This window comes from Thermoanaerobacterium sp. CMT5567-10 (assembly GCF_030534315.2).
In the GTDB taxonomy this organism is placed as follows: domain Bacteria; phylum Bacillota; class Thermoanaerobacteria; order Thermoanaerobacterales; family Thermoanaerobacteraceae; genus Thermoanaerobacterium.
Genome location: NZ_CP130558.2, coordinates 833,897 through 856,744, shown reverse-complemented (window position 1 = coordinate 856,744; position 22,848 = coordinate 833,897). Strand labels below are relative to the sequence as shown.

The following is a 22,848-nucleotide window of genomic DNA, read 5'->3' as shown; positions in this document are numbered from 1 at the left end:
TAATTATGAGTTTAGTAAAACGCATATCTAATATTTTTAAAGCTAAGGCAAATGACATAGTAGAAAAGATGGAGGATCCTGAAGACACCTTAAATTACTCATTAGTAGAGATGAGAGAAAATTTATCTAAAATAAAGAAATCTATGCTAGATGTGGCAACATTAAAGAAAAAATTAGAAAATGAATTAAGCGACATCAATATTAAAATATCAGAATACGAGAAAAATGCTGAATTAGCTTTAGAAAGCGGTAGAGAGGATTTAGCAAAAGCATCAATACAAAATAAAAATGATTTAATAGAAAAAAAGACAAATCTTGAATCACAGATAAAAAGCATAGAGGAGCAGCTTAAGAATATAGAAAAAAGTAAGGAACAAATGGAAGACAATTTAATAAAATTACAGAGCAAAAAAGAAGAACTTATTACTATGAAAAAAGTATCAGATGCACAGGTAATGATAAAAGAAACGTTGACAGGTATTGCAAATGATACAACTGATTTAGGTGAAAGAATAAGAAATGCAGAAGAAAAAATTAAAGAAAAATATGCAAAATCACAAGCTATTGATTATATGGTTGATGCAGGTATGCTTGATAACATATTAGATGATGAAGATAATGTAGAAAAAGAATTAAAAGAAATTGAAAAGCAAAAAAGAGCTGAAGAAGAATTTGAAGAACTTAAAAAGAGAGTAGCTGCAAAAAATCAAGCAATTAAGGAGTGAGTTATAATGGGATGCGGCGGAAGAGGTTTTTATAGGTTCTTTGACTTAATTGATGATTTTGGATGCTGCGGAAATAAAGGATTCTATCATGAAAGACATTACGAATATGACAAATACGATGAGATGATAACTGTAATAGATAGATTGTACGCAGAGGGTAAAATAGATACTGAATACTACCAAAGATTGAGGAAGGAAGCTGCAATTGGCAATCTAACAATGGACGATTTAATGAGAATTGAGATAAATAGCCAAAAGAAATTAAATCGTGAATACAAAGATATGGATCCCGAATTAAAAAAATATTATGATAAATTAAATCAAATTGATAAGGCCAAAGAAGAATCAGAGAAGATAAAAAATGATTTATTATCAGAGATTGAGAATTTGAAAAGAAAATCTGAAAGCCTAGAGAAAGCTGCAGAAACGATGATTTCTGTAGACGAGGCTTCAACAAAAGATTATATTAAAGAAAAAATAGAAATTGAGAGTAAAATATCGACTCTTGAAAAAAGAAAACAAGATCTTGACAAAGATATTTCTGATATGGACGAACTTAAAAATGAATTAAATCTTAAAATCCTTGAATTAAAATCATTAAAGCAAAGAGAGAGGCTAAATGACCTAAAATTTGATATAAAGGATATGAATAAATAGAACTCTAAAAGGGTTCTATTTATTATTGCAGTATAAGGAAATATATTATATAATCTAATTGAGAATGAATTTCAAAATCAAAGAATTGTAAAAATAAATATTTCAGATATGATTTCAGATACGAATTAACTGCGTAAAAAAGGAGCCATGTGGCTCCTAAATTACTTTTGCTGTTCGTTAATTTCGTTCTTTAGCGCGTTTGTGCATGCATTTAACATATTTTGCGCATCTTTTTCATCTATATTTCCACCCATCATATTTTGCACATCTTTTGCTGTCAGGCCTTTCATGTAGTTATACATCGCATTATAGTTGAAATTTGAACCCATCATGTTAAAACCATAGCCGTTATTAATTGTATCGGCTTTTGCTCTTAATGCAGGTATTTGCGTAAATGCTATAGCACCTATTATTAGCACACCTGCAAATATAGCTATAACTTTCTTTCTCATTTAAAATTCCTCCTTGTTTTTTTATTGTGATTTTATTATACAATGCAATTATAAAGATCTTATGAAGATTGAGAAATTTTTTATAGAAATTTTTTATTTCACATATCGACTTTTTTATTTGCCTGCAATTATAAGTTTCATTATGTCAAGAGCCAGATTTTCTTCTTTAAGTATTTTAAATCCTGAAATCTTCAAGTTTTTTACAGTATCTCTATTTATGTTTGCACCCCATGTGTTTACAGTAAGAGGATTGAGGGTATCCATTAGTGTACCTATGATTAGTTTTTTGCTTCTTACGTGTTCAAGCATAAAAAGCTTCCCATCATTTTTTAATACTCTTTTTAGCTCTTTTAATCCTTTTATAGGATCCGGCACAGAACAAAACACACAGCTTGTTACGATAGCATCAAATGTATTATCATTAAACTCAAGGTTTTCTATATCCATTACTCTAATATCGACATCTTTGCCATACCTTTTGGCTTTATCTTTTGCTATTTCTACCATTTTAGGTGAAAAATCAATACCATAAATGTTTTTACCTTCAGGATAATATAAAATATTACTGCCAGTGCCAATACCTGCTTCAAGTATAGTGTTTCCTGAAACCTCGGACCAAAGCATCTTTCTCCACTTTTTACCGCCTGAAGACTCCATAAGGCTTTCCATCAGATCATAATATTTTGCAATTCTTTCATATCTTCTTTTAATAATTTCAGTTCTATTCATTGAGCTTCCCATATTGAATCAACTCCTTCATGTAATATTATACCTTAGTCTACTTTGTAGATAAATCTGTTAAAATAAATGTGAACTTATTTGAAATTTATGCGTTATATTTATGAGAGGTGGGCATGTGATGGATGAGAGCAAACTTATAAATGATGCAAAAAGCGGCGATAAATATGCATTAAATCTGCTTATAACTGAAAATTATAATATTGTTCTCGGGTACTGTATTAAAATGACAGGAAATATATCACTTGCCCAGGACATAGCACAGGAGGCTATGCTAAAAGCGGTATTAAATATTAATAAGTTTACACCGGATTTTAAGTTTTCTTCTTGGTTAATAAGGATTGCCATCAATATTTACAAAGATTTTTTAAGAAAAAACAGAATAACTGAATGTATAGATGATATAGATATATTTTCCGAAAATAGTGTAGAAGATGATATTATAAATAAGGTCCGCTATAAAGAAGTTATGAAAATATTGTTAAGCCTTCCATATGAAAAAAGGGCGGTATTTATATTGAAACATTATTATGGATATAAATACGAAGAAATTTCTAAAATAATGAATTGTCCAGTTGGTACGGTACGTTCAAGGCTGCACTACTGCATTAAGTATATTCTAGATGAGATGGAAAGAAGGGAATTGATATGAAGAAATGTCATAATGATATAGATCCTAAGCTTATAGATTCTTTTTATAATGAGTCAGATAATAAAAGCATTGATAATGATGCATTTAATAAGCTCAATAAAATTTCAGATATGTTTGATATTTTTAATGAGCCTGACGTAAAAATTAATGCATCCGAATTTATTCAAAAAGCTAATGAAATACGTAATAAAAAAAGAGATAGAAAAGAGCTTGTAATTTTCATACTTGCTTCAATTACGTTTATAGTATTTTTAATTCTAGCTGCATTTAAAGACTTTAAGTTAGTAATCATTTGTCAAATTATAATTTATTTATCTTTGCCGTTGACTGTTGTGCCATTATTAAAATTCAGAGAGGAGTAGAGGGGGTTAAAAAATGAAGTATTTATTATTTATTCTATTATTTATGTTACTTGTATTACAGGCAACATGGATATTTATAGATGCAAGGAAAAAAGGTGAAAAATATTATTGGCTCTGGGGTTTGTTTGGACTTTTAAATGTGCCATCATCATTAATAATCTATATTTTAGTGACGCGCTATGAAGTCTCGAAATGTCCGAAATGTGGTGCTTCAATAAAAAGAAGCTACAAATATTGTCCATATTGTGGCAATATGTTAAAAACTTCATTATGTCCGCATTGTGGCAGGGAGATTAAAGATGAATGGGTATATTGCCCGGATTGTTCAAAAAAATTAAAATAAGATAAGAACATAAAAGAAAGCGTTGTATATACGCTTTCTTTTAAGAGTAAAAAAATAATAGAAAATAGACTATTTGCTATCTTGACTTAAATGTTGTACATTCAGTTTCTGCGCTGGTCTTTGCTGTCGGGGTCTTTGGATTTACTTCGATTGATTGTGCATGGCATCTCATATCTTTCCAATATGTGCATGTGTTGACACCGCACTTTACTACGCTTTCTGCATTCATAAAGAACACCTCCAATTGATTTTAATCAAAATTATTATTTGCATATAGGATGCAGTTATGCATAAACTTATGAAAAGTTATCAAAATAATATTGACATAAACATATCGGAATTGTATAATAACATCAAAGATACCTATAGGGGGTATATTAAGTGATCATGTAATGTGATAAATTTTTAGGAGGTGGGAATATGCAGATGAGCTTTTTATACTTCGAAGGATGTCCTAATTCAGATTCAGCATTAAAATTGTTAAAGGAGGTTTTATCAGAAAAAAATATTAAAGATGATGTAGACACAATAAAAATAGAATCTGAAGAATATGCATATAGATATAAATTTTTAGGTTCGCCATCAATTTATATAAACGGAGAAGATATTGAAAAAGAGAGAAGGAATGATGAACCTCTTTATGGTTGTAAGGTATATAAAATTATAGATGGATATTCAGGTATACCTTCAAGAGAAATGATATTATATGCCATTAACGAGGCTTTAATTCAATAGTAAATTAAGGAGATGAACTATATGCCAGAAAAAACTACTTTAAAAATATCAGGTATGTCATGCGCATCATGTGCAGCCAAGATAGAAAAAGGCCTTAAAAATATGGATGGTGTCGATGAAGCAAATGTCAACTTAGCGATAGAAAAGGCAACAGTTATATATGACCCGAATAAAGTTGACATAGATGATATGACGAAAAAAATTGAGGACTTAGGATATGGAGTCATTAAGGATAAAGTAGAACTAATACTAATAGGTATGTCGTGTGCATCTTGTGCTGCAAAGATAGAAAAAGCATTAAATAATTTACAAGGCGTAAATAGAGCTACGGTTAATTTTGCAACTGAAACGGCAACAGTTGAATTTGATTCAAGCAAAGTAGATGTAGCAGCAATGATAAAAGCTGTTAGAAATATCGGCTATGATGCAAAAGAAAAAACTGGCATAGGAATGGATACAGAGAAAGAAGAGAGAGAAAGGGAAGTTAAAACATTAAAAAGGCTAGTTACAATTTCTTCTATATTGACAATACCATTACTTATATCAATGTTTGGAAGGATATTCGGTTTTTCTGCAGGGATTTTGGATAATCCATGGGCGCAAATAATAATATCATTTCCAGTCCAATTTATTATTGGATATAGATACTATAAAGGAGCTTGGCATAATTTAAAAAATATGTCAGCAAATATGGATACATTAATTGCAATGGGAACAACTGCAGCATATTTTTATAGCTTGTATAATGTATTTACAAAACCCATGTCAGAGATACACAATTACTTGTATTTTGAAGCGTCGGCAGTTATCATAACGCTTATAACTCTTGGTAAGCTGCTTGAAGCTATAGCAAAAGGTAAAACATCTGAAGCAATAAAAAAACTTATGGGACTTCAGGCGAAAACTGCAAGAGTCATAAGAAACGGAGAAGAAATAGATATACCGATTGAAGAAGTAGAAGTGGGAGATATAGTTGTAGTAAGGCCAGGTGAAAAAATACCTGTAGACGGTGTAATTGTAGAGGGAAGTTCTGCCATAGATGAATCTATGATAACAGGAGAATCCATTCCTATTGATAAAAATGTTAATGACGAGGTAATAGGTGCCACAATAAATAAGACAGGTACTTTTAAGTTTAAAGCAACGAAGGTTGGGATAGATACGGTACTATCACAGATAATAAAAATGGTTGAGGATGCACAGGGATCAAAAGCACCTATCCAAGAGATTGCTGATAAGGTATCAGGGGTTTTTGTACCTGTAGTCATTGGAATTGCAGTGGTTACATTTTTGATATGGTACTTTGTTTTAGGAAATTTTAATGCGGGTATAATAAGTGCAGTATCTGTACTTGTTATAGCATGTCCTTGTGCATTAGGTCTTGCAACACCGACATCTGTTATGGTAGGTACAGGTAAAGGTGCAGAAAATGGCATACTTATAAAAGGCGGCGAATATTTACAAAAAGCAAAAGAGATTAATGCAATTGTACTTGATAAGACTGGTACGATAACTAAAGGTGAGCCAGAAGTGACTGACATAATATCATTAGGCGATTTAAGTGATAATGAAATATTGTATATATCTGGTATTGCTGAAAAAAATTCTGAGCATCCGCTTGGGAAAGCTATTGTGAATAAATCAAAGGAAAAATACGAAAAATTGCCGGATCCGAACAAATTTGAAGCTATACCAGGCCATGGTATTTATGCTATAATTAACGAAAAAGAATATTACTTTGGCAATAGAAGGTTAATGGAAAAGAATAATATAGATATTTCTAATATAGAGTCCAAATTAGAACAGATAGAGAATGAAGGCAAAACAGCAATGATATTAGCATCAAATGAAAAAGTGGAAGGCCTAATAGCTGTTGCAGATACCCCTAAGGAAGATTCATCAAAGGCTATACAAGAATTGAAAGCTTTAAACATAGATATATACATGATAACTGGTGACAACGCAAGAACTGCTGAGGCTATTGCAAAGCAAGTAGGTATTGATCATGTATTAGCAGAAGTTTTGCCAGAAAATAAAGCAGAGGAAGTTATAAAGTTGCAAAAACAGGGTAAAATAGTTGCAATGGTTGGTGATGGCATAAACGATGCTCCAGCATTAGCACAATCAGATGTAGGTATTGCCATCGGCACAGGAACAGATGTAGCTATAGAGACATCAGATATCACGTTAATTAGCGGAAATCTTATGGGTTTAGTTACGGCTATAAAATTAAGCAGAGCGACGATGAGAAATATCTACCAGAATCTGTTTTGGGCTTTTATCTATAATACAATAGGTATACCATTTGCTGCTATGGGACTTTTGAGTCCTGCCATAGCAGGGGGTGCAATGGCATTCAGTTCAGTATCAGTTGTATCAAACGCCTTAAGGCTGAGGAGGTTCAGATCAGCTAAGTAGTGAGGTGAGTTATATGGAATGCCCAAATTGCAAAAGCACTAATGTGGGCAAGATAGGCAATAACCTATATTTTTGTAGGGATTGCAATTGCGAGATTAAGATTAAAAAATGTACGGCTGTTGTTAGTGTTTATGACTCTGAGGGCTGCATCAGCAAAAGATTTAAAGTTTGCTATAATGTTTGAGAAGGCTTAATAAGCCTTCTATTTTTTTCTTTTTTGTGGTTACGAAAAGTGATATACTTTTAGATAGAGTCAATAAATTGGAATTAAACTGAATGATAATTGATAAAATATTACTATGTAATAATTTTCTTGTAATTCCATGTAGGGAGTTGATATATTGAAAAACATTGTTGAAATATTAAAAAAGGCTATTTCAGAAGAGAATATTTATATAAATGAACCAATGTCAAGACACACCTCATTTAGGATTGGCGGGCCTGCAGAGGTATTCGTGATACCTCAAAATAGGGAAGAACTGATAAATGTGCTTGATATCATAAGAAATGAAAATATACCTTATTTTATACTTGGTAATGGAACAAATATCATAGTTTCAGATAGAGGAATAAGGGGTGTCGTGATTAAACTGACTGCTATTAGAAAAATATCTGTTGAAGGTGAGTACATTGTCTCAGAGACTGGCGCATTGCTTTCAGCCATTGCAAATACAGCTCTTGACAATGAACTTACAGGCTTTGAATTTGCAAGTGGGATACCTGGGACATTAGGTGGAGCCGTGACGATGAATGCAGGTGCATATGGTACCGAAATAAAGGATGTCATCGAAAAAGTTGAAGTTATTGATGAAAATGGGAATATATACGAAATAAAAAATGGAAATATGAAATTTGCTTACAGAAGCAGTGCAATACAGTTAGACAACTTGATAGCTTTAAAAGCATGGATACATTTAAAAAAAGGAAATTATAAAGACATAAGGGCTAAAATGGATGAACTGAACGGTTTGAGAAAAAAGAAGCAGCCGCTGGAGTATCCAAGTGCTGGAAGCGTGTTTAAAAGACCTGAAGGGTATTATGCTGGAAAATTGATTCAAGATGCCGGTCTTCAAGGATACACAATCGGCGGTGCACAAGTATCTGAAAAGCACTGCGGATTTATTATAAATAAAGGTGATGCTACTGCAGAAGATGTTATAAACCTCATAAGGTTTATACAAAAAACTGTGAAAGACAGGTTTGGCGTTGATTTGCACACTGAAGTAAAAATAATAGGGGAAAAGTAACTATATGAAAGGAATACATAAAAATGAAGCTATTTGCTGACTATCACACACATACGGTATTTAGCCACGGAAGGGGTACAATCGAAGACAACGTAAAAGTTGCGATAAAAATGGGACTTAGAGAAATTGCTATTACTGATCATGGACCGGGACACATTTTTTTCGGTATTAGAAGGCACGAATACAAGAAAATTAGAGATGAAATTGACAGGATGAATGATAAATACCCCAATATTAGAGTTTTAATGGGTGTCGAAGCAAATCTTATTAGCTTGGATGGAGATATCGATGTGGATGATGAATTAATGAAATATTTGGATATATTGCTGATGGGCTATCATACGGGTGTTATACCTAAGGACCTATATAATTGCCTTCATATGTTTGGGAAAAATGCAGTCAGCAAATATTTTGGTTCTATGAAATCTATAGTAAGAGATCAGAATACAGATGCAATTATTAAGGCAATTAATAAATACAAGATAAATATTATTACACATCCTGGAGCAAAAGTCGACTTAGATACTAAGAGACTTGCATTAGCGGCAAAATCAAGAGGAACTGCGCTTGAAATAAACTCAAGCCATGGATACATGACTGTAGAATATGTAAGAATCGCAAAATCAGTTGGAGCAAAATTCGTCATCGACAGTGATGCCCATACATCATCACGTGTTGGAGATTTTAGCAAAGGGATTGAGATAGCAAGAGAGGCAGGTCTTACAGCAAAAGATATAATAAATGCAGAGGAGTGATACAAATGAGGTTTGTCATAATAACAGGATTATCAGGTGCTGGAAAGAGTCAAGCATTGAAATCGATGGAGGATATTGGTTTTTTTTGCATTGATAATTTTCCGCCAGCTTTAATACCGAAGTTAGCTGATTTATTCTACGGTTCAAAAGATATCGACAAAGTTGCTCTTGGCATGGATTTACGTGGCGGACAACTATTTAAAGATATTTTTTCTGCAATAGACTATTTAAAGAAAAATAATTATGATTATGAAATAATATTTTTAGAAGCTTCTGATGAAGCTTTAATAAAGAGGTTTAAGGAGACGAGGAGAAGGCATCCTTTGTCAGATGGCGGCTCAATTATAAGTGGTATCAAAGATGAAAGGCAAAAGCTGACTGAAATAAGAAGAATGGCAAATAGCATTATCGACACAACAAATTTAACAGCGGCGCAGCTTAAACAAGAATTGTACAATATATTCATTGAAGGAAGAAAATTTAAAGGGATAATTGTCAATGTTATGTCGTTTGGATTTAAATACGGCATACCGCTTGATGCAGATCTTGTCTTTGATGTGAGGTTTTTGCCAAATCCATACTATATAGATGAGTTGAGGCCACTTACAGGAAATGATAAAAAAGTAAGAGAGTATGTCATGAAATGGGAAGAAGCTAAACAGTTTCTCAACAAATTGGAAGACATGATTGAATTTCTCTTGCCGTTTTATATAAGGGAAGGTAAATCACAGCTTGTAATAGCTGTTGGATGCACAGGTGGAAAGCATAGATCTGTAACTATTGCGAATGCATTGTATGAATTATTGAAAAAAAGGGACTATACTGCTATTCTAAATCATAGAGATGTGGGTGAAGAATAATTCACTTTCACCGTTTTAAATTGTCTTCAATGATAAAAAGGGGTTGCGTGATAATGGGTAATTTTGACTATTTAAATGGGCCCAAAGTCGTTGTGATAGGAGGGGGAACCGGATTATCCACAATGCTTAGGGGGTTAAAGCAGTATACACATAATATTACAGCCATTGTAACTGTTGCAGATGATGGTGGTGGATCTGGAGTATTAAGGGAAGATTTGGGTATTTTACCTCCTGGTGATATAAGAAACTGTATACTTGCACTTGCAAATACTGAACCTACAATGGAAAAACTATTACAGTATCGATTTACAGATGGAATGCTGAAAGGGCAGAGCTTTGGAAATCTATTTTTGGCTGCAATGAATGGTATATCAGACAGCTTTGAAGAAGCTGTAAAAAAGATGAGTGAAGTTTTAGCGGTTTCGGGAAAAGTTTTGCCTGTCACATTGGATGATGTCAAATTAAAAGCTAAGTTGAAAAATGGGGTAGTAATAGGTGGAGAATCTTTAATACCAAAAATGCAGCTAAAGGAAAACAGCCCAATAGAAAGGGTTTTTTTAGAGCCGAAAGATGCCAGACCTGTTGAAGAAGCTATATCGGACATTCTCAATGCAGATGGCATAATTCTAGGCCCGGGAAGCTTATACACAAGCATAATACCAAACCTTTTGGTGAACGGGATATGTGATACTATAGAAGAATCAAAAGCAATCAAAATATATGTCTGCAATATAATGACGCAGCCTGGTGAAACGATTGGATACGATGCTAATGCACACGTTGATGCACTTTTTTCACATGGCTTGAAATCTCTTGATTACGTTATAGTCAATAACGCAGAAATTCCTTATGAATACAAAGACAGATACAGTGAAGACATGGCACAACCTGTAAGTTATGATTTAGAAGACTTTAAAGAAAAAGGCATAAAAGTGATAGAAAAAGATGTCTTGGCTATAAAGAACAATTACATAAGGCATGATGAGCAAAAGCTTGCAGAGATATTGATGGAGTTACTGATTTAGTATAAAAAATTGTTGCAATTTTAAAATAGCAATTTGTTATTTTGTAAAAGTTACATTATCGGGAAATTATAAGTTGGCATAAAAAATTTTTACCTAAAACTTATGTGATACAAAGAAAATAGAAATAAAAATTTTTTAAAGTTCATTTCAAAATGTCTATTATAGGAAATTCATTATAAAACTATATTGACATTATTTGTCATGCATATTATAATATCATTTAAGAGAAATCGATTGCGCAAAAATTGCACATCTATTTGAAATAATGGAAAATCACCTAACTATTTATTAAGCTACACATAAATGATTATATAAAGGTGGTGATGGAATAAGCAAAAAAATTAAGCAAAAAGATCTAAAAATTTTATAGAGGAGGTATTGCCTTGTTTAAAATCGTTTTTAGCAAAAAGAATTTAAGCTTTATCCTTTCATTTTTTTTAGTATTCACAGCAATATTTTCTTCGATGCCAATTCAACGTGTAAATGCGGCAGATAATACAAGCATTGTAGCAAATATCGTAGGAGATTTTCAAAACCAGCTTGGTGACTCTGACTGGAATATATCTAGTAACATTACTATAATGCAGTATGATGGGAATGGACTATATGAATTCACCACACCTGTACAGTTAAAAGCTGGTAGTTATCAATATAAAGTTGCATTAAATCATTCATGGGATGATGGCGGTGTTCCATCTCAAGGGAATTTGACATTGAATTTGACAAGTGATTCTTATGTTACATTTTGGTTTGACTACAATACACAATCTGTAACTGATTCTACAAAATATACTCCAATTTCTAATGACAAATTACCTAGACTAGTTGGAACAATTCAATCAGCAATTGGAGCGGGTAATGATTGGGATCCTGGAACATCAACAGCAATTATGACAGATTATAATTTTGATAACGTTTATGAATATACGGCACATGTACCAAAAGGAAACTATGAATATAAAGTGACATTAGGTTCTACATGGGATGAAAACTATGGTGCAAACGGTGTACTGGGTGGTTCTAACATACAGCTAAATGTTACTTACGATACTGATATAACATTCTATTACGATGCATCTACACATAATATATGGACTAATTATAATCCAACACTTACTGGTTTAGATAATAATATATATTATGATGATTTGAAACACGATACACATGATCTTTTCTTTAGGAATCCTTTTGGTTCTATAAAAGTAGGGCAAACTGTCACATTGCGGATTCAAGCAAAAAATCATGATCTTGAGTCAGCAAGAATATCTTATTGGGATGATGTCAATAAAACAAGGACAGAATCACCTATGACAAGGATAGGTGAAAGTTCTGACGGAAACTATGAATATTGGGAAATAAAGCTAAGTTTTGACCATCCGACTCGAATTTGGTATTACTTTATATTAAAAGATGGGACAAAGACGGCATACTACGGTGATAATGATTATCAGCTGGGTGGGGTCGGAAAAGCGACAGATACAGTAAACAAGGACTTTGAATTAACTGTATACGATAAAAATTTTGATACGCCAGATTGGATGAAAGGGGCTGTAATGTATCAGATATTCCCTGACAGGTTCTACAATGGTGATACATCAAATGACCATGTAAAAACATTGAGCCGTGGCAACGACCCAATAGAGTTTCATGATAATTGGAATGAACTGCCTGACAATCCGAATAATGCTGGTAGCCCAGGTTACACAGGTGATGGCATTTGGTCAAATGACTTTTTTGGTGGTGACTTGAAGGGTATTGATGATAAACTTGATTATTTGAAGAGCCTTGGAATTACAGTAATTTACTTAAACCCAATTTTTGAGTCTCCATCAAATCATAAATATGATACATCAGATTATACAAAGATCGATGAAATGTTTGGAACAACACAAGACTTCGAAAAACTCATGGAAGATGCACATTCGAAAGGTATAAAAGTAATCCTCGATGGTGTGTTTAACCATACAAGTGATGACAGCATATATTTTGATAGATACAGTAAGTATCCTGAATTAGGAACTTATGAAGCGTGGAAGCAAGGCGATCAGACAAAATCTCCATATGGGGATTGGTACACAATAAATTCTGATGGAACTTATGAAGACTGGTGGGGATACGATAGCTTACCCGTTATAAAGTCATTGAATGGAAGTGAGTATAATGTTACTAGCTGGGCTAATTTCATAATCAATGATAAAAATGCAATATCAAAGTACTGGCTCAATCCAGATGGAAATGCAAATGGTGGTGCAGATGGCTGGAGATTAGATGTAGAAACTGAAGTTGCACACGATTTTTGGACGCACTTTAGAGATGCTATAAATACAGTAAAACCAGAAGCGCCAATGATTGCAGAAAATTGGGGAGATGCTTCTTCTGACTTACTTGGTGATTCATTTAACTCGGTTATGAATTATCAGTTTAGAAATGATATTATAGATTTTCTAATTGGGAAGCCGTTTGATGATGGAAATGGACAGCACAATCCTATAGATGCTGTGACGCTTGATCAGAGGCTTATGAGCATTTATGAGAGATATCCACTTCCTGCATTTTATTCAACTATGAACCTGTTGGGTTCACATGATACGATGAGAATATTAACTGTATTTGGGTATAATTCGGCTGATCCGACAGAAAACTCTGATGATGCAAAAAATTTAGCAGAGCAAAAGCTTAAATTGGCTACAATATTGCAGATGGGATATCCAGGAATGGCAGATATATATTATGGCGATGAAGCTGGTGTATCTGGCGGCAAAGATCCAGATGATAGGAGGACTTTCCCTTGGGGCAATGAAGATACGTCATTACAGGAATTTTTCAAAAACATTACAAGCATAAGAAATGACAATCAGGTATTAAAAACAGGTGATTTAGAGACACTTTATGCACAAGGTGATGTTTATGCTATTGGAAGAAGAATAATAAATGGCAAAGACGCCTTTGGCAGTCATTATGCTGACAGTGCTGCAATAGTCGCAATAAATAGAAGCAGCGAAGACAAACAGATTACTATTGATACAACAAAATTTTTAAGAGACGGTGTTATTTTTAAAGATTTACTAAATGGCAATAAGTCATATTCAATAAGTGATGGACAGATAATCATTGATATACCAGCTATGAGTGGTGTTATGCTTATTTCTGATCCTGGACAAGATTTAACTGCGCCACAAGTGCCTTCAAATATAACCGTGAAATCTGGCAATGGCAGTGTAGAACTTTCATGGTCCCCATCTGATGGTGCGACAGGATACAATATATATCGCTCATCTGTAGAAGGAGGGCTTTATGAAAAAATAGCATCAAATGTTAGTGGCACGACATATAAAGATGACTCTGTGACAAATGGATTAAAATATGTATACTCTATATCAGCGATTGATGAATTAGGAAATGAAAGCGACAAAAGCATTGATGCTGTTGCGTATCCATCGTATCCGATTGGTTGGGCAGGAAATTTGACACAAGTAAAAGATGGCCATATAATTGGTGCCAATAATCAAACGGAAGACATTTTTGGTGAAGTATGGGCAGACGGTCTTACAAATAATAGTGGGCAAGGCCCTCACATGATAGCACAGTTTGGTTATAAGTATGTTGGTGGTACGGTTTACAATTCCGTATATGGAAGCGTCTATAACAGCGTCTACGGTGTAGATAGCAGCGATGATTTTATTTGGGTTAATGCAGAATATGTAGGGGATTCTGGCAACAATGATAAGTATAAAGCTAATTTCACGCCTGATAAAATAGGTAAATGGGAATATGCCATGAGGTTCTCAGATGACCAAGGCCAGAATTGGACGATGACAGATGTATTGTCATTTAATGTGGTTCCATCAGATGATTTAGTAAAGCCAACAGCACCCGTTTTGAATCAGCCAGGCATAGAATCGTCGAGAGTATCACTTACATGGAGTCCATCGACAGATAATGTTGGGATATACGATTATGAAGTCTATAGATCCGATGGTGGAACATTCAGCAAAATTGCTACTGTATCAAATAGTGTTTATAACTATATTGATACTAGTGTAATAAACGGAGCTACCTATTCATACAAAGTTGTTGCTGTTGATCCATCATATAATAGGACAGAGTCTAATGTGATAACTATAAAACCAGATGTTGTACCAATACAAGTGACATTTAATGTTACAGTACCTGACTATACACCAGATGCAGTTAACTTGGCTGGTACCTTCCCAAATATAAATTGGGATCCAAGTTCACAGCAAATGAAAAAAGTAAATGATAATACCTATAGTATAACTTTGACACTTGATGAAGGGACGCAAATAGAGTATAAATATGCAAGAGGTAGTTGGGATAAAGTTGAAAAGGATGAGTATGGAAATGAGCTCTCTGCAAATAGGAAAGTGACAATTGTAAATCAAGGCGACAATAAGATGGTAATAAATGATACAGTATATAGATGGAGAGACATTCCGGTATTTATATATTCTCCAAGTAGCAATATGACAGTCGATTCTAATACAGATACAATAGAAATCAAAGGCAATACGTATAAAGGTGCTAAAGTTACAATAAATGGTGATAGTTTTGTTCAAGATGAAAATGGGGCATTTACTAAGGATGTTCATTTAAATTACGGTGTAAATACAATTAAAATACATGTTGAACCAAATGACGGCATCATATATGGAAATGATGAATCTAGAATTTCTGAACTTACCAAAGACATTGAGATTGATGTAAAGAGGCAAGGGGAAGATAACGGCAGTACACCAACCAACAATGGAAGTTCGTTATCAAATGGTAATGTTGGGTATAATGGATCTACAACTTTTGATTTAGGTAGTATCACCACTTCAGGCAGCAATGTGACTGTAAAGATAGATGGAGGAAAATTAAGGGATAAAATAAGCAAGACACAGGAAAGAACTATTACAATTGATTTAACAAGCTTGAAGGATGCAAAGGAAAAGGTTGTGGCTATACCATCCTCTGTTTTGACCAATGCAAATGACAACAATAAAGACATAGAATTAAAATTTAACAATTTAGCAGTATTGCTATCGAAAGATTCAATTGATATGTCGAAAATAGGGAACGATGTGACGTTAAGTGTTAAAGATAATGGAAAACCAAATGTATCAAATTACGTACCGCTTTCTAATACATTAGACATAAGCATTAAATCAGACAATGGAAATGTAGCATTAGTAAAACCAGTAGAAGTAACGATAAACATATTAAAAGCTAACGATCCAAGAAAGGTTGCCGTATACTACTACAATGAAGAGACCAACAAGTGGGAGTATGTTGGAGGAAAAGTAGATGAAGATGCTAATACAATAACATTTAGCGCAACCCACTTCTCACAGTATGCTGCATTAGAATACGACAAGACATTTGATGACATAAAGAATAGCTGGGCCAAAGATGACATAGAAGTATTAGCATCAAGGCACATAATTGACGGAATGACCGAGAGTAAATATGTACCAAATAAAACAGTCACAAGAGCCGAATTCGCATCAATGATACTGAAGCTTTTAAACATGAAAGAAGAGCCATACAGTGGAGAATTTAGCGATGTAAAATCAGGAGACTGGTATGCAAATGCAATAGAAGCAGCATATAAAGCAAGAATAATAGAAGGAGACGGAAAAAACATGAGGCCCAATGACAGCATAACACGAGAAGAGATGACAGCCATAGCCATGAGAGCATACGAGATTCTTACATCATATAAAGAAGAGAATATAGGAAATACGGCATTTAACGATGACAAGGATATAAGCGATTGGGCGAAGAATGTAGTAGCAAATGCAGTAAAGGTAGGGATAGTAAATGGCGAACCGAATAATCTATTTGCACCTAAAGGAAATGCTACAAGAGCAGAAGCGGCTGCCATTATATATGGCTTACTAGGTAAAAGCGGAAATATTTAAAGATATGTCAAAAGAAAAATATGATGCAATATGGCATCACATCTTTCTTGAATTGTATAGCTTTTTACTGTTAAATTATCTAAAAATTTTTTATAAATTTAAAAACTTAACAAATAAATCTATTGACATTTGTGAATTAAGGATATAAAATATAATTAAGTTAAAGCGCAACCGGTTGCAAATGAAGTCGCCTATTTTCAAGAAATAGTAGGGAGGGGGTAATAAAATAAGATTATTTTAATTCCACATATGAAAACGCTTATAAATCAAATAAAAAATTCATCTCATAGTGATATGAGAAAATAAGGAAACTATATGCTGAAATTAAATGCTTATATAGTAGGTATATAAATTAAATGATTGAAAAATTTATTCTAAGATGATTTAACTTCGCAAGTTCATGTTACAATTTTAAATTTAAAATAAAAAAATGGTATAAGTCAATAATTAAATATTGGCTTACCATAAATAGGAGGTTTTATTATGAGTCGTTCTGGCAAAGGAATAGCTTTGCTCTTAGTACTTCTAATGGCTTTTTCAGTATTGATTTCTGGGTGCGGAAGTAAGTCAACAGATCAGAATAATACAAGTCAAAGTAAGACAGAGACAACAAACAAATCTGTCACATTAGATATTTTCCAATTTAAAGTTGAAATAAAAGATGCTCTTCAAAATGCAATAAACACATACATGAAGGAAAATCCAAACGTTAAAATCAATTTAGAAACAGTAGGTGGCGGACAAGATTACGGTGCAGCACTTAAAGCAAAATTTAATTCTGGCTCAGAGCCTGCAATATTTAACGTAGGTGGTCCACAAGATGTTGCAACTTGGAAACCGAAGTTAGCAGATTTATCAGATACAAAAGCTGCAAAAGAGGCAATTAATGGTACTCTTACTGGCGTTACACAGGATGGAAAGATTTATGGATTACCTTTTGACCTTGAAGGTTATGGGTTAATTTATAATAAACAAATATTTAATAAAGCGGGAATAGATCCATCTAGCATAAAGACATTTGATGCATTAGTAAATGCTGTAAAGACGCTTGATTCAAAGAAAAAAGAATTAGGTATAGAGGCAGTTTTCGCTTTCCCAGCTAAAGAGACATGGGTAACAGGCTTACATTTGTCAAATGCATTTTTATCACCTGAATTTGATGGAGACGTCACGAAAGCATTTAATGCGAAAACGGTAGAATTCAAATATGCAGATGCAATGAAGCAAATGATAGATTTGCAAAATAAATACTCAGTACAGCCTACAGCAAGCCTTGATTATAGCACACAGGTTGAAAAACTTTTTGGCACTGGTAAAGTTGCAATGATTCAGCAAGGCAACTGGGTATACCCGACGTTAGAATCACTTGATAAAAATTTTGCAGAAAACGATATAGGAATGCTGCCGTATCCAGTTCCAGGATATAAAGAGGACAGCTATCCGGAAGGTGTTCCAATGTATTGGGCAGTAAACAGCAATAAACCAGCTGAAGTTCAAAAAGCTGCTAAGGATTTCTTAGATTGGTTGTATACTTCAGATGAAGGCAAGAAAATAGTTACACAGCAGTTCAAATTTGTTCCGGCATACAATGGGTATAGCGCTGATAGCATATCAGATCCATTAGGAATGCAGTTATTTGTGGCTGCTAGTCAAGGAAAGACATATGGATGGGTATTTATGGGCTATCCTAATAACTGGGGTCAAAACGTACTTGGTGCAGATATACAACTATACGTAAATGGTTCTCTCGATTGGAATAAATTAATTGATCATACTAAACAAGCTTGGGCAGATGCACGAAAATAATTATTAGAGACGGTTTCAAATAAATATTAGTGGGAGAATAATATTTTGTTCTCCCACTTTATAAATAAGAAAGAAGGTATGGAAATGGTTAAGAAAGCTAAATTTTTAAAAAGTGGAATTTGGTACTGGCTATTTATAGCACCTACTCTTTTATCACTGATTATTGTCGTATTAATACCATTTATTATTGGAATATACTATTCTTTTACGGATTGGAATGGAATAAATCAGCCATTATTTATTGGCCTTAAGAATTTTATTATGCTGAAAAATGATTACGCTTTTTGGAATTCAATATTATTTACTGCGAAGTTTTCTATAGCATGTATAATAATAATAAACATTATAGGATTAGGTTTTGCAATGTTAGTTACAAGAAAAATTTCTGGTAGAAATTTAATGCGTACGGCTTTTTATTTACCAAACCTAATAGGAGGGCTTATATTAGGATTTATATGGAATTTCATTTTTGTAGATGTATTTCAGTCGATAGCTAACGTTACTCATATAGGTTGGCTTAATGGATGGCTGTCTACTACTAACACTGGATTTTGGGGTTTAGTTATAGTGACTTCGTGGCAAATGATCGGATATGTTATGGTAATTTATATAGCATATATAGAAAGTGTTCCAACCGAGTTAATTGAAGCATCAAAGATTGATGGTGCAAATTCTTGGCAGCAGTTCAAAAATGTTATATTTCCATTAATATCTCCAGCATTTACTATAAGCCTATTTATTACACTATCGAATTCTTTTAAGCTTTTTGATCAGAATCTTTCACTTACTGCAGGTGCACCGGGAAATACGACGCAGATGATTACGCTTAATATATACCAGACGGCATTTTCAGCACAAGAAATGGCTTTAGGCCAAGCAAAAGCAGTAGTTATGTTTGTAATAATTGCGATTATTTCAATTGTACAGGTTTATTTTACTCAAAAAAGAGAGGTTGAGATGTAATGAGGAAAATAAATATTCATAAATATATATTAACAATATTTGGCATTTTATTATCTTTGATTTGGATTTCACCATTTTATATAATTCTTGTTAATTCATTTAAAACGAAAAAAGAGCTATTTATTAATACCCTTTCTTTACCTAAAAGTTTATTATTGGACAACTATAAAATAGCAGCTGCAAATTTGAATTTAAGTGAGGCATTTTCTAATTCTCTATTGATTACTATTTTAAGCATTTTAATAATTGCTATATTTTCTTCGATGACGGCATATGCTTTACAGCGAATAAAAAGAAGGAGCAGTACTTTAATATATATGATTTTTACACTTGCTATGCTTATTCCGTTTCAGGCAGTAATGATACCACTTGTTGCAGAATTTGGTAGATTTCATATGCTGTCAAAGTCTGGGCTTATAATAATGTATTTAGGCTTTGGTTCTAGCCTTGGCGTTTTCCTTTATTATGGCGCTCTAAAAGGAATACCAAGGTCGATTGATGAAGCTGCACTTATTGATGGTTGCAGTAGATTTAGAATATATTGGAATATTATTTTACCTTTATTAAGTCCAACGACTATTACCCTGGCTGTCTTAGATATAATGTGGATATGGAATGACTACCTGCTACCGTCATTAGTAATAAATAAGGTGGGATCAAGAACGCTTCCGCTTATGATATTTTACTTTTTCAGCCAATATACGAAACAATGGAATCTTGGTATGGCAGGGCTTACAATAGCAATTTTGCCGGTTTTGATATTCTACTTCTTGGCGCAGAGGAAATTAGTTACGGCTATAATTGCAGGTGCTGTGAAACAATAAGATGAATATTGTATTTAAACAAGTTAATTTAAAATTATAGACAACATGCAATCGGTATAAAAGTATTTTTGTTTAATAATATCGATTGCTTTTATAATAGAAAGGAGTGATTGAAAACCAATAAATTATTAAACAAGTCGCTAATCAAAAAAATAATTAGAAAGGAGTGTTTTGCATGAAAAAAACGTTTAAATTATTATTGGTGCTGGTGCTTTCGCTTACACTTGTTTTTGGATTAACAGCACCGATACAGGCATCTCCTGATACTTCGGTATCAAATGCTGTCAACTACTCGACGGATGTAATTTATCAGATAGTTACCGACCGATTTCTTGATGACAATACGAGCAATAATCCGACTGGAGATTTATATGACTCAACACATACAAGTTTGAAAAAGTACTTCGGTGGAGATTGGCAGGGTATCATTAATAAAATTAATGACGGTTACCTTACTGATATGGGTGTAACAGCAATTTGGATTTCTCAGCCTGTAGAAAACATTTACGCAATTTTATCAGATTCGACTTTTGGAGGAAGTACATCATATCATGGCTATTGGTCACGTGATTTTAAAAAGACAAATCCTTACTTTGGAAGCTTTACAGATTTTCAAAATTTAATTAATACAGCTCATGCACATAATATTAAAGTAATTATTGATTTCGCACCTAATCATACATCACCGGCATCGGAAACAGATTCGACTTATGCGGAGAATGGCAAATTATACGACAATGGAACATTACTTGGTGGCTATACAAATGACACAAACGGTTACTTCCATCATTATGGTGGAACCGATTTTTCATCTTATGAAGATGGTATCTATCGCAACTTATATGACCTGGCAGATTTAGATCAACAGAATAGTACAATTGATTCATATTTAAAAGCAGTAATTAAGCTATGGTTGGATAAAGGAATTGATGGTATACGCTTAGATGCTGTTAAACATATTCCGTTTGGCTGGCAGAAAAATTTCATGGACACTATATTAAGTTACAGACCAGTTTTCACGTTCGGTGAATGGTTCCTTGGCACAAACGAAGTTGATTCAAATAATACGTATTTTGCAAATGAAAGCGGCATGAGTCTTTTGGATTTTAGATTTGCTCAGAAAGTACGTCAGGTATTTAGAGACAATACCGATACTATGTATGGACTTGATTCAATGATTCAATCTACTACTGCTGATTATAACTTTATAAATGATACGGTTACATTTATTGATAATCATGACATGGACAGATTTTATACGGGTAGCAGTACTCGGCCTGTTGAGCAAGCGTTGGCATTTACTTTGACTTCACGTGGAGTTCCTGCTATTTATTATGGTACTGAGCAGTATATGACAGGCAATGGAGATCCTTACAACAGAGCTATGATGACATCGTTTAGTACAACGACCACAGCCTATAATGTTATTAAGAAACTTGCTCCGTTACGCAAATCCAACCCCGCAATTGCTTACGGTACTACCATACAGCGCTGGTTAAATAATGATGTTTATATTTATGAAAGACAATTTGGAAATAACGTTGCGCTTATTGCTATTAATCGAAATCTTTCGACGAGCTATAATATTACAGGATTGTATACAGCTCTTCCGGCTGGTACATATACTGATGTTCTTGGTGGTCTGCTAAATGGTAACAACATTTCGGTTGCAAGTGATGGCTCTGTAACACCATTCACACTTGGTGTTGGCGAGGTTGCAGTGTGGCAGTATGTAAGCTCAAGTAATTCTCCGCTGATAGGACATATTGGCCCAACAATGACAAAAGCGGGACAGACCATTACTATAGATGGAAGAGGATTTGGCACGACAGCAGGTCAGGTTTTATTCGGAACAACTGCGGGTACTATTGTATCATGGGAAGATACGGAAGTAAAAGTAAAAGTTCCTTCAGTTACACCTGGTAAATATAATATAACGTTAAAAACTTCTAGTAGTGCTACAAGCAATACTTATAATAATATTAATGTTTTAACAGGAAATCAAGTATGTGTAAGATTTGTTGTCAATAATGCAAGTACTGTGTATGGAGAAAATGTGTATCTTACAGGCAATGTAGCTGAGCTTGGCAGCTGGGATACATCAAAAGCTATTGGGCCGATATTTAATCAGGTTGTATATCAATATCCTATGTGGTATTACGATGTGAGCGTACCAGCGGGTACAACAATACAGTTTAAATTTATCAAGAAAAATGGGAGTACAATAACATGGGAAGGTGGAAGTAATCACACATATACGGTTCCATCTACTGGAACGGGTACTGTAATTGTAAATTGGCAGCCTTAAATAATATAGGTCAAGAAAGCTTAGCAAATAAGTTTTCTTGACCTTAAATTTTAA

Annotated in this window: 19 protein-coding genes; 16 read left to right on the top strand and 3 right to left on the bottom strand. The window is 33.6% G+C overall.

The features are described 5' to 3' along the window. Nucleotides 1-5: 5 nt before the first annotated feature. Together Q2T46_RS04470 and Q2T46_RS04465 are read left to right on the top strand one after the other, a co-directional pair. Nucleotides 6-725, top strand: coding sequence for a PspA/IM30 family protein (locus Q2T46_RS04470; protein WP_209454776.1), 720 nt, complete (start codon nt 6-8; stop codon nt 723-725). 6 nt (nt 726-731) lie between these two features. Next, on the top strand, nt 732-1,382 hold the full coding sequence (locus Q2T46_RS04465; RefSeq protein WP_303264101.1) for a hypothetical protein: 651 nt from the start codon (nt 732-734) through the stop codon (nt 1,380-1,382). A gap of 161 nt (nt 1,383-1,543) precedes the next feature. Here Q2T46_RS04465 and Q2T46_RS04460 read toward each other — a convergent pair whose 3' ends face one another. Then, complete coding sequence (locus Q2T46_RS04460; RefSeq protein ID WP_045410988.1) at nt 1,544-1,834, bottom strand: hypothetical protein; 291 nt, start codon at nt 1,832-1,834, stop codon at nt 1,544-1,546. Between the two features lie 114 nt (nt 1,835-1,948). Beyond that, complete coding sequence (locus tag Q2T46_RS04455) at nt 1,949-2,575, bottom strand: class I SAM-dependent methyltransferase (protein WP_303264102.1); 627 nt, start codon at nt 2,573-2,575, stop codon at nt 1,949-1,951. A 118-nt stretch (nt 2,576-2,693) separates the two neighbouring features. On the opposite strand from Q2T46_RS04455, the gene sigY reads away from it, so the two are divergent. Genes sigY through Q2T46_RS04440 form a run of 3 tightly spaced genes read left to right on the top strand, consistent with a single transcriptional unit; the run spans nt 2,694 to nt 3,929 of the window. Then, nucleotides 2,694-3,224 (top strand): RNA polymerase sigma factor SigY, encoded by a 531-nt coding sequence (gene sigY / locus Q2T46_RS04450; RefSeq protein WP_303264103.1) that lies wholly within the window; start codon nt 2,694-2,696, stop codon nt 3,222-3,224. Continuing rightward, nucleotides 3,221-3,586, top strand: a complete 366-nt coding sequence (locus tag Q2T46_RS04445; RefSeq protein ID WP_303264104.1) for a DUF5345 family protein — start codon at nt 3,221-3,223, stop codon at nt 3,584-3,586. Before sigY ends, Q2T46_RS04445 begins: the two co-directional genes overlap by 4 nt. Nucleotides 3,587-3,599: 13 nt before the next feature. Continuing rightward, nucleotides 3,600-3,929, top strand: coding sequence for a zinc ribbon domain-containing protein (locus tag Q2T46_RS04440; RefSeq protein ID WP_303264105.1), 330 nt, complete (start codon nt 3,600-3,602; stop codon nt 3,927-3,929). 76 nt (nt 3,930-4,005) lie between these two features. On the opposite strand, the gene Q2T46_RS04435 is transcribed toward Q2T46_RS04440, so the two are convergent. After that, the gene (locus Q2T46_RS04435) at nt 4,006-4,158 is read right to left on the bottom strand and encodes a DUF1540 domain-containing protein (RefSeq protein WP_013297273.1); all 153 of its coding nucleotides are present in this window, start codon (nt 4,156-4,158) and stop codon (nt 4,006-4,008) included. A 191-nt stretch (nt 4,159-4,349) separates the two neighbouring features. Here Q2T46_RS04435 and Q2T46_RS04430 point away from each other — a divergent pair, with 191 nt between their 5' ends. The 11 genes from Q2T46_RS04430 to Q2T46_RS04380 all read left to right on the top strand — a co-directional run bounded on the left by Q2T46_RS04430 (nt 4,350) and on the right by Q2T46_RS04380 (nt 22,794). After that, the gene (locus Q2T46_RS04430; protein ID WP_303264106.1) at nt 4,350-4,664 is read left to right on the top strand and encodes a DUF2703 domain-containing protein; all 315 of its coding nucleotides are present in this window, start codon (nt 4,350-4,352) and stop codon (nt 4,662-4,664) included. Nucleotides 4,665-4,685: 21 nt separating this feature from the next. After that, complete coding sequence (locus Q2T46_RS04425; protein ID WP_303264107.1) at nt 4,686-7,082, top strand: heavy metal translocating P-type ATPase; 2,397 nt, start codon at nt 4,686-4,688, stop codon at nt 7,080-7,082. 341 nt (nt 7,083-7,423) lie between these two features. Next, nucleotides 7,424-8,329, top strand: a complete 906-nt coding sequence (murB, locus tag Q2T46_RS04420; RefSeq protein ID WP_303264108.1) for a UDP-N-acetylmuramate dehydrogenase — start codon at nt 7,424-7,426, stop codon at nt 8,327-8,329. A 23-nt stretch (nt 8,330-8,352) separates the two neighbouring features. Then, nucleotides 8,353-9,084, top strand: coding sequence for a PHP domain-containing protein (locus tag Q2T46_RS04415; RefSeq protein ID WP_303264109.1), 732 nt, complete (start codon nt 8,353-8,355; stop codon nt 9,082-9,084). Nucleotides 9,085-9,089: 5 nt separating this feature from the next. Beyond that, on the top strand, nt 9,090-9,944 hold the full coding sequence (gene rapZ, locus Q2T46_RS04410) for an RNase adapter RapZ (RefSeq protein WP_303264110.1): 855 nt from the start codon (nt 9,090-9,092) through the stop codon (nt 9,942-9,944). A 53-nt stretch (nt 9,945-9,997) separates the two neighbouring features. Further along, nucleotides 9,998-10,969, top strand: a complete 972-nt coding sequence (yvcK, locus tag Q2T46_RS04405) for a YvcK family protein (protein ID WP_303264111.1) — start codon at nt 9,998-10,000, stop codon at nt 10,967-10,969. A 383-nt stretch (nt 10,970-11,352) separates the two neighbouring features. Continuing rightward, a complete protein-coding gene (locus tag Q2T46_RS04400; RefSeq protein ID WP_303264112.1) occupies nt 11,353-16,893 on the top strand; it encodes an alpha amylase N-terminal ig-like domain-containing protein in 5,541 nt (1,846 codons plus the stop codon). A 483-nt stretch (nt 16,894-17,376) separates the two neighbouring features. Next, nucleotides 17,377-18,699 (top strand): ABC transporter substrate-binding protein, encoded by a 1,323-nt coding sequence (locus Q2T46_RS04395; protein WP_303264113.1) that lies wholly within the window; start codon nt 17,377-17,379, stop codon nt 18,697-18,699. Nucleotides 18,700-18,783: 84 nt separating this feature from the next. Then, nucleotides 18,784-19,662, top strand: coding sequence for a carbohydrate ABC transporter permease (locus Q2T46_RS04390; protein ID WP_303264114.1), 879 nt, complete (start codon nt 18,784-18,786; stop codon nt 19,660-19,662). After that, nucleotides 19,662-20,486 (top strand): carbohydrate ABC transporter permease, encoded by an 825-nt coding sequence (locus Q2T46_RS04385; RefSeq protein WP_303264115.1) that lies wholly within the window; start codon nt 19,662-19,664, stop codon nt 20,484-20,486. Before Q2T46_RS04390 ends, Q2T46_RS04385 begins: the two co-directional genes overlap by 1 nt. A gap of 175 nt (nt 20,487-20,661) precedes the next feature. Then, nucleotides 20,662-22,794, top strand: coding sequence for an alpha-amylase family glycosyl hydrolase (locus Q2T46_RS04380; RefSeq protein WP_303264116.1), 2,133 nt, complete (start codon nt 20,662-20,664; stop codon nt 22,792-22,794). Nucleotides 22,795-22,848: the final 54 nt, after the last annotated feature.

Excerpts from the sequence above, each read along its gene's own strand:
- Q2T46_RS04415 (WP_303264109.1), top strand. The coding sequence starts at position 8,353 with ATGAAGCTATTTGCTGACTATCACACACATACGGTATTTAGCCACGGA.
- Q2T46_RS04465 (WP_303264101.1), top strand. The coding sequence starts at position 732 with ATGGGATGCGGCGGAAGAGGTTTTTATAGGTTCTTTGACTTAATTGAT.
- Q2T46_RS04395 (WP_303264113.1), top strand. The coding sequence starts at position 17,377 with ATGAGTCGTTCTGGCAAAGGAATAGCTTTGCTCTTAGTACTTCTAATG.
- Q2T46_RS04380 (WP_303264116.1), top strand. The coding sequence starts at position 20,662 with ATGAAAAAAACGTTTAAATTATTATTGGTGCTGGTGCTTTCGCTTACA.
- Q2T46_RS04460 (WP_045410988.1), bottom strand. The coding sequence starts at position 1,834 with ATGAGAAAGAAAGTTATAGCTATATTTGCAGGTGTGCTAATAATAGGT.
- Q2T46_RS04435 (WP_013297273.1), bottom strand. The coding sequence starts at position 4,158 with ATGAATGCAGAAAGCGTAGTAAAGTGCGGTGTCAACACATGCACATAT.
- Q2T46_RS04430 (WP_303264106.1), top strand. The coding sequence starts at position 4,350 with ATGCAGATGAGCTTTTTATACTTCGAAGGATGTCCTAATTCAGATTCA.
- rapZ (WP_303264110.1), top strand. The coding sequence starts at position 9,090 with ATGAGGTTTGTCATAATAACAGGATTATCAGGTGCTGGAAAGAGTCAA.
- yvcK (WP_303264111.1), top strand. The coding sequence starts at position 9,998 with ATGGGTAATTTTGACTATTTAAATGGGCCCAAAGTCGTTGTGATAGGA.
- Q2T46_RS04455 (WP_303264102.1), bottom strand. The coding sequence starts at position 2,575 with ATGGGAAGCTCAATGAATAGAACTGAAATTATTAAAAGAAGATATGAA.
- Q2T46_RS04425 (WP_303264107.1), top strand. The coding sequence starts at position 4,686 with ATGCCAGAAAAAACTACTTTAAAAATATCAGGTATGTCATGCGCATCA.
- Q2T46_RS04470 (WP_209454776.1), top strand. The coding sequence starts at position 6 with ATGAGTTTAGTAAAACGCATATCTAATATTTTTAAAGCTAAGGCAAAT.
- Q2T46_RS04390 (WP_303264114.1), top strand. The coding sequence starts at position 18,784 with ATGGTTAAGAAAGCTAAATTTTTAAAAAGTGGAATTTGGTACTGGCTA.
- Q2T46_RS04440 (WP_303264105.1), top strand. The coding sequence starts at position 3,600 with ATGAAGTATTTATTATTTATTCTATTATTTATGTTACTTGTATTACAG.
- Q2T46_RS04385 (WP_303264115.1), top strand. The coding sequence starts at position 19,662 with ATGAGGAAAATAAATATTCATAAATATATATTAACAATATTTGGCATT.
- sigY (WP_303264103.1), top strand. The coding sequence starts at position 2,694 with ATGGATGAGAGCAAACTTATAAATGATGCAAAAAGCGGCGATAAATAT.
- Q2T46_RS04445 (WP_303264104.1), top strand. The coding sequence starts at position 3,221 with ATGAAGAAATGTCATAATGATATAGATCCTAAGCTTATAGATTCTTTT.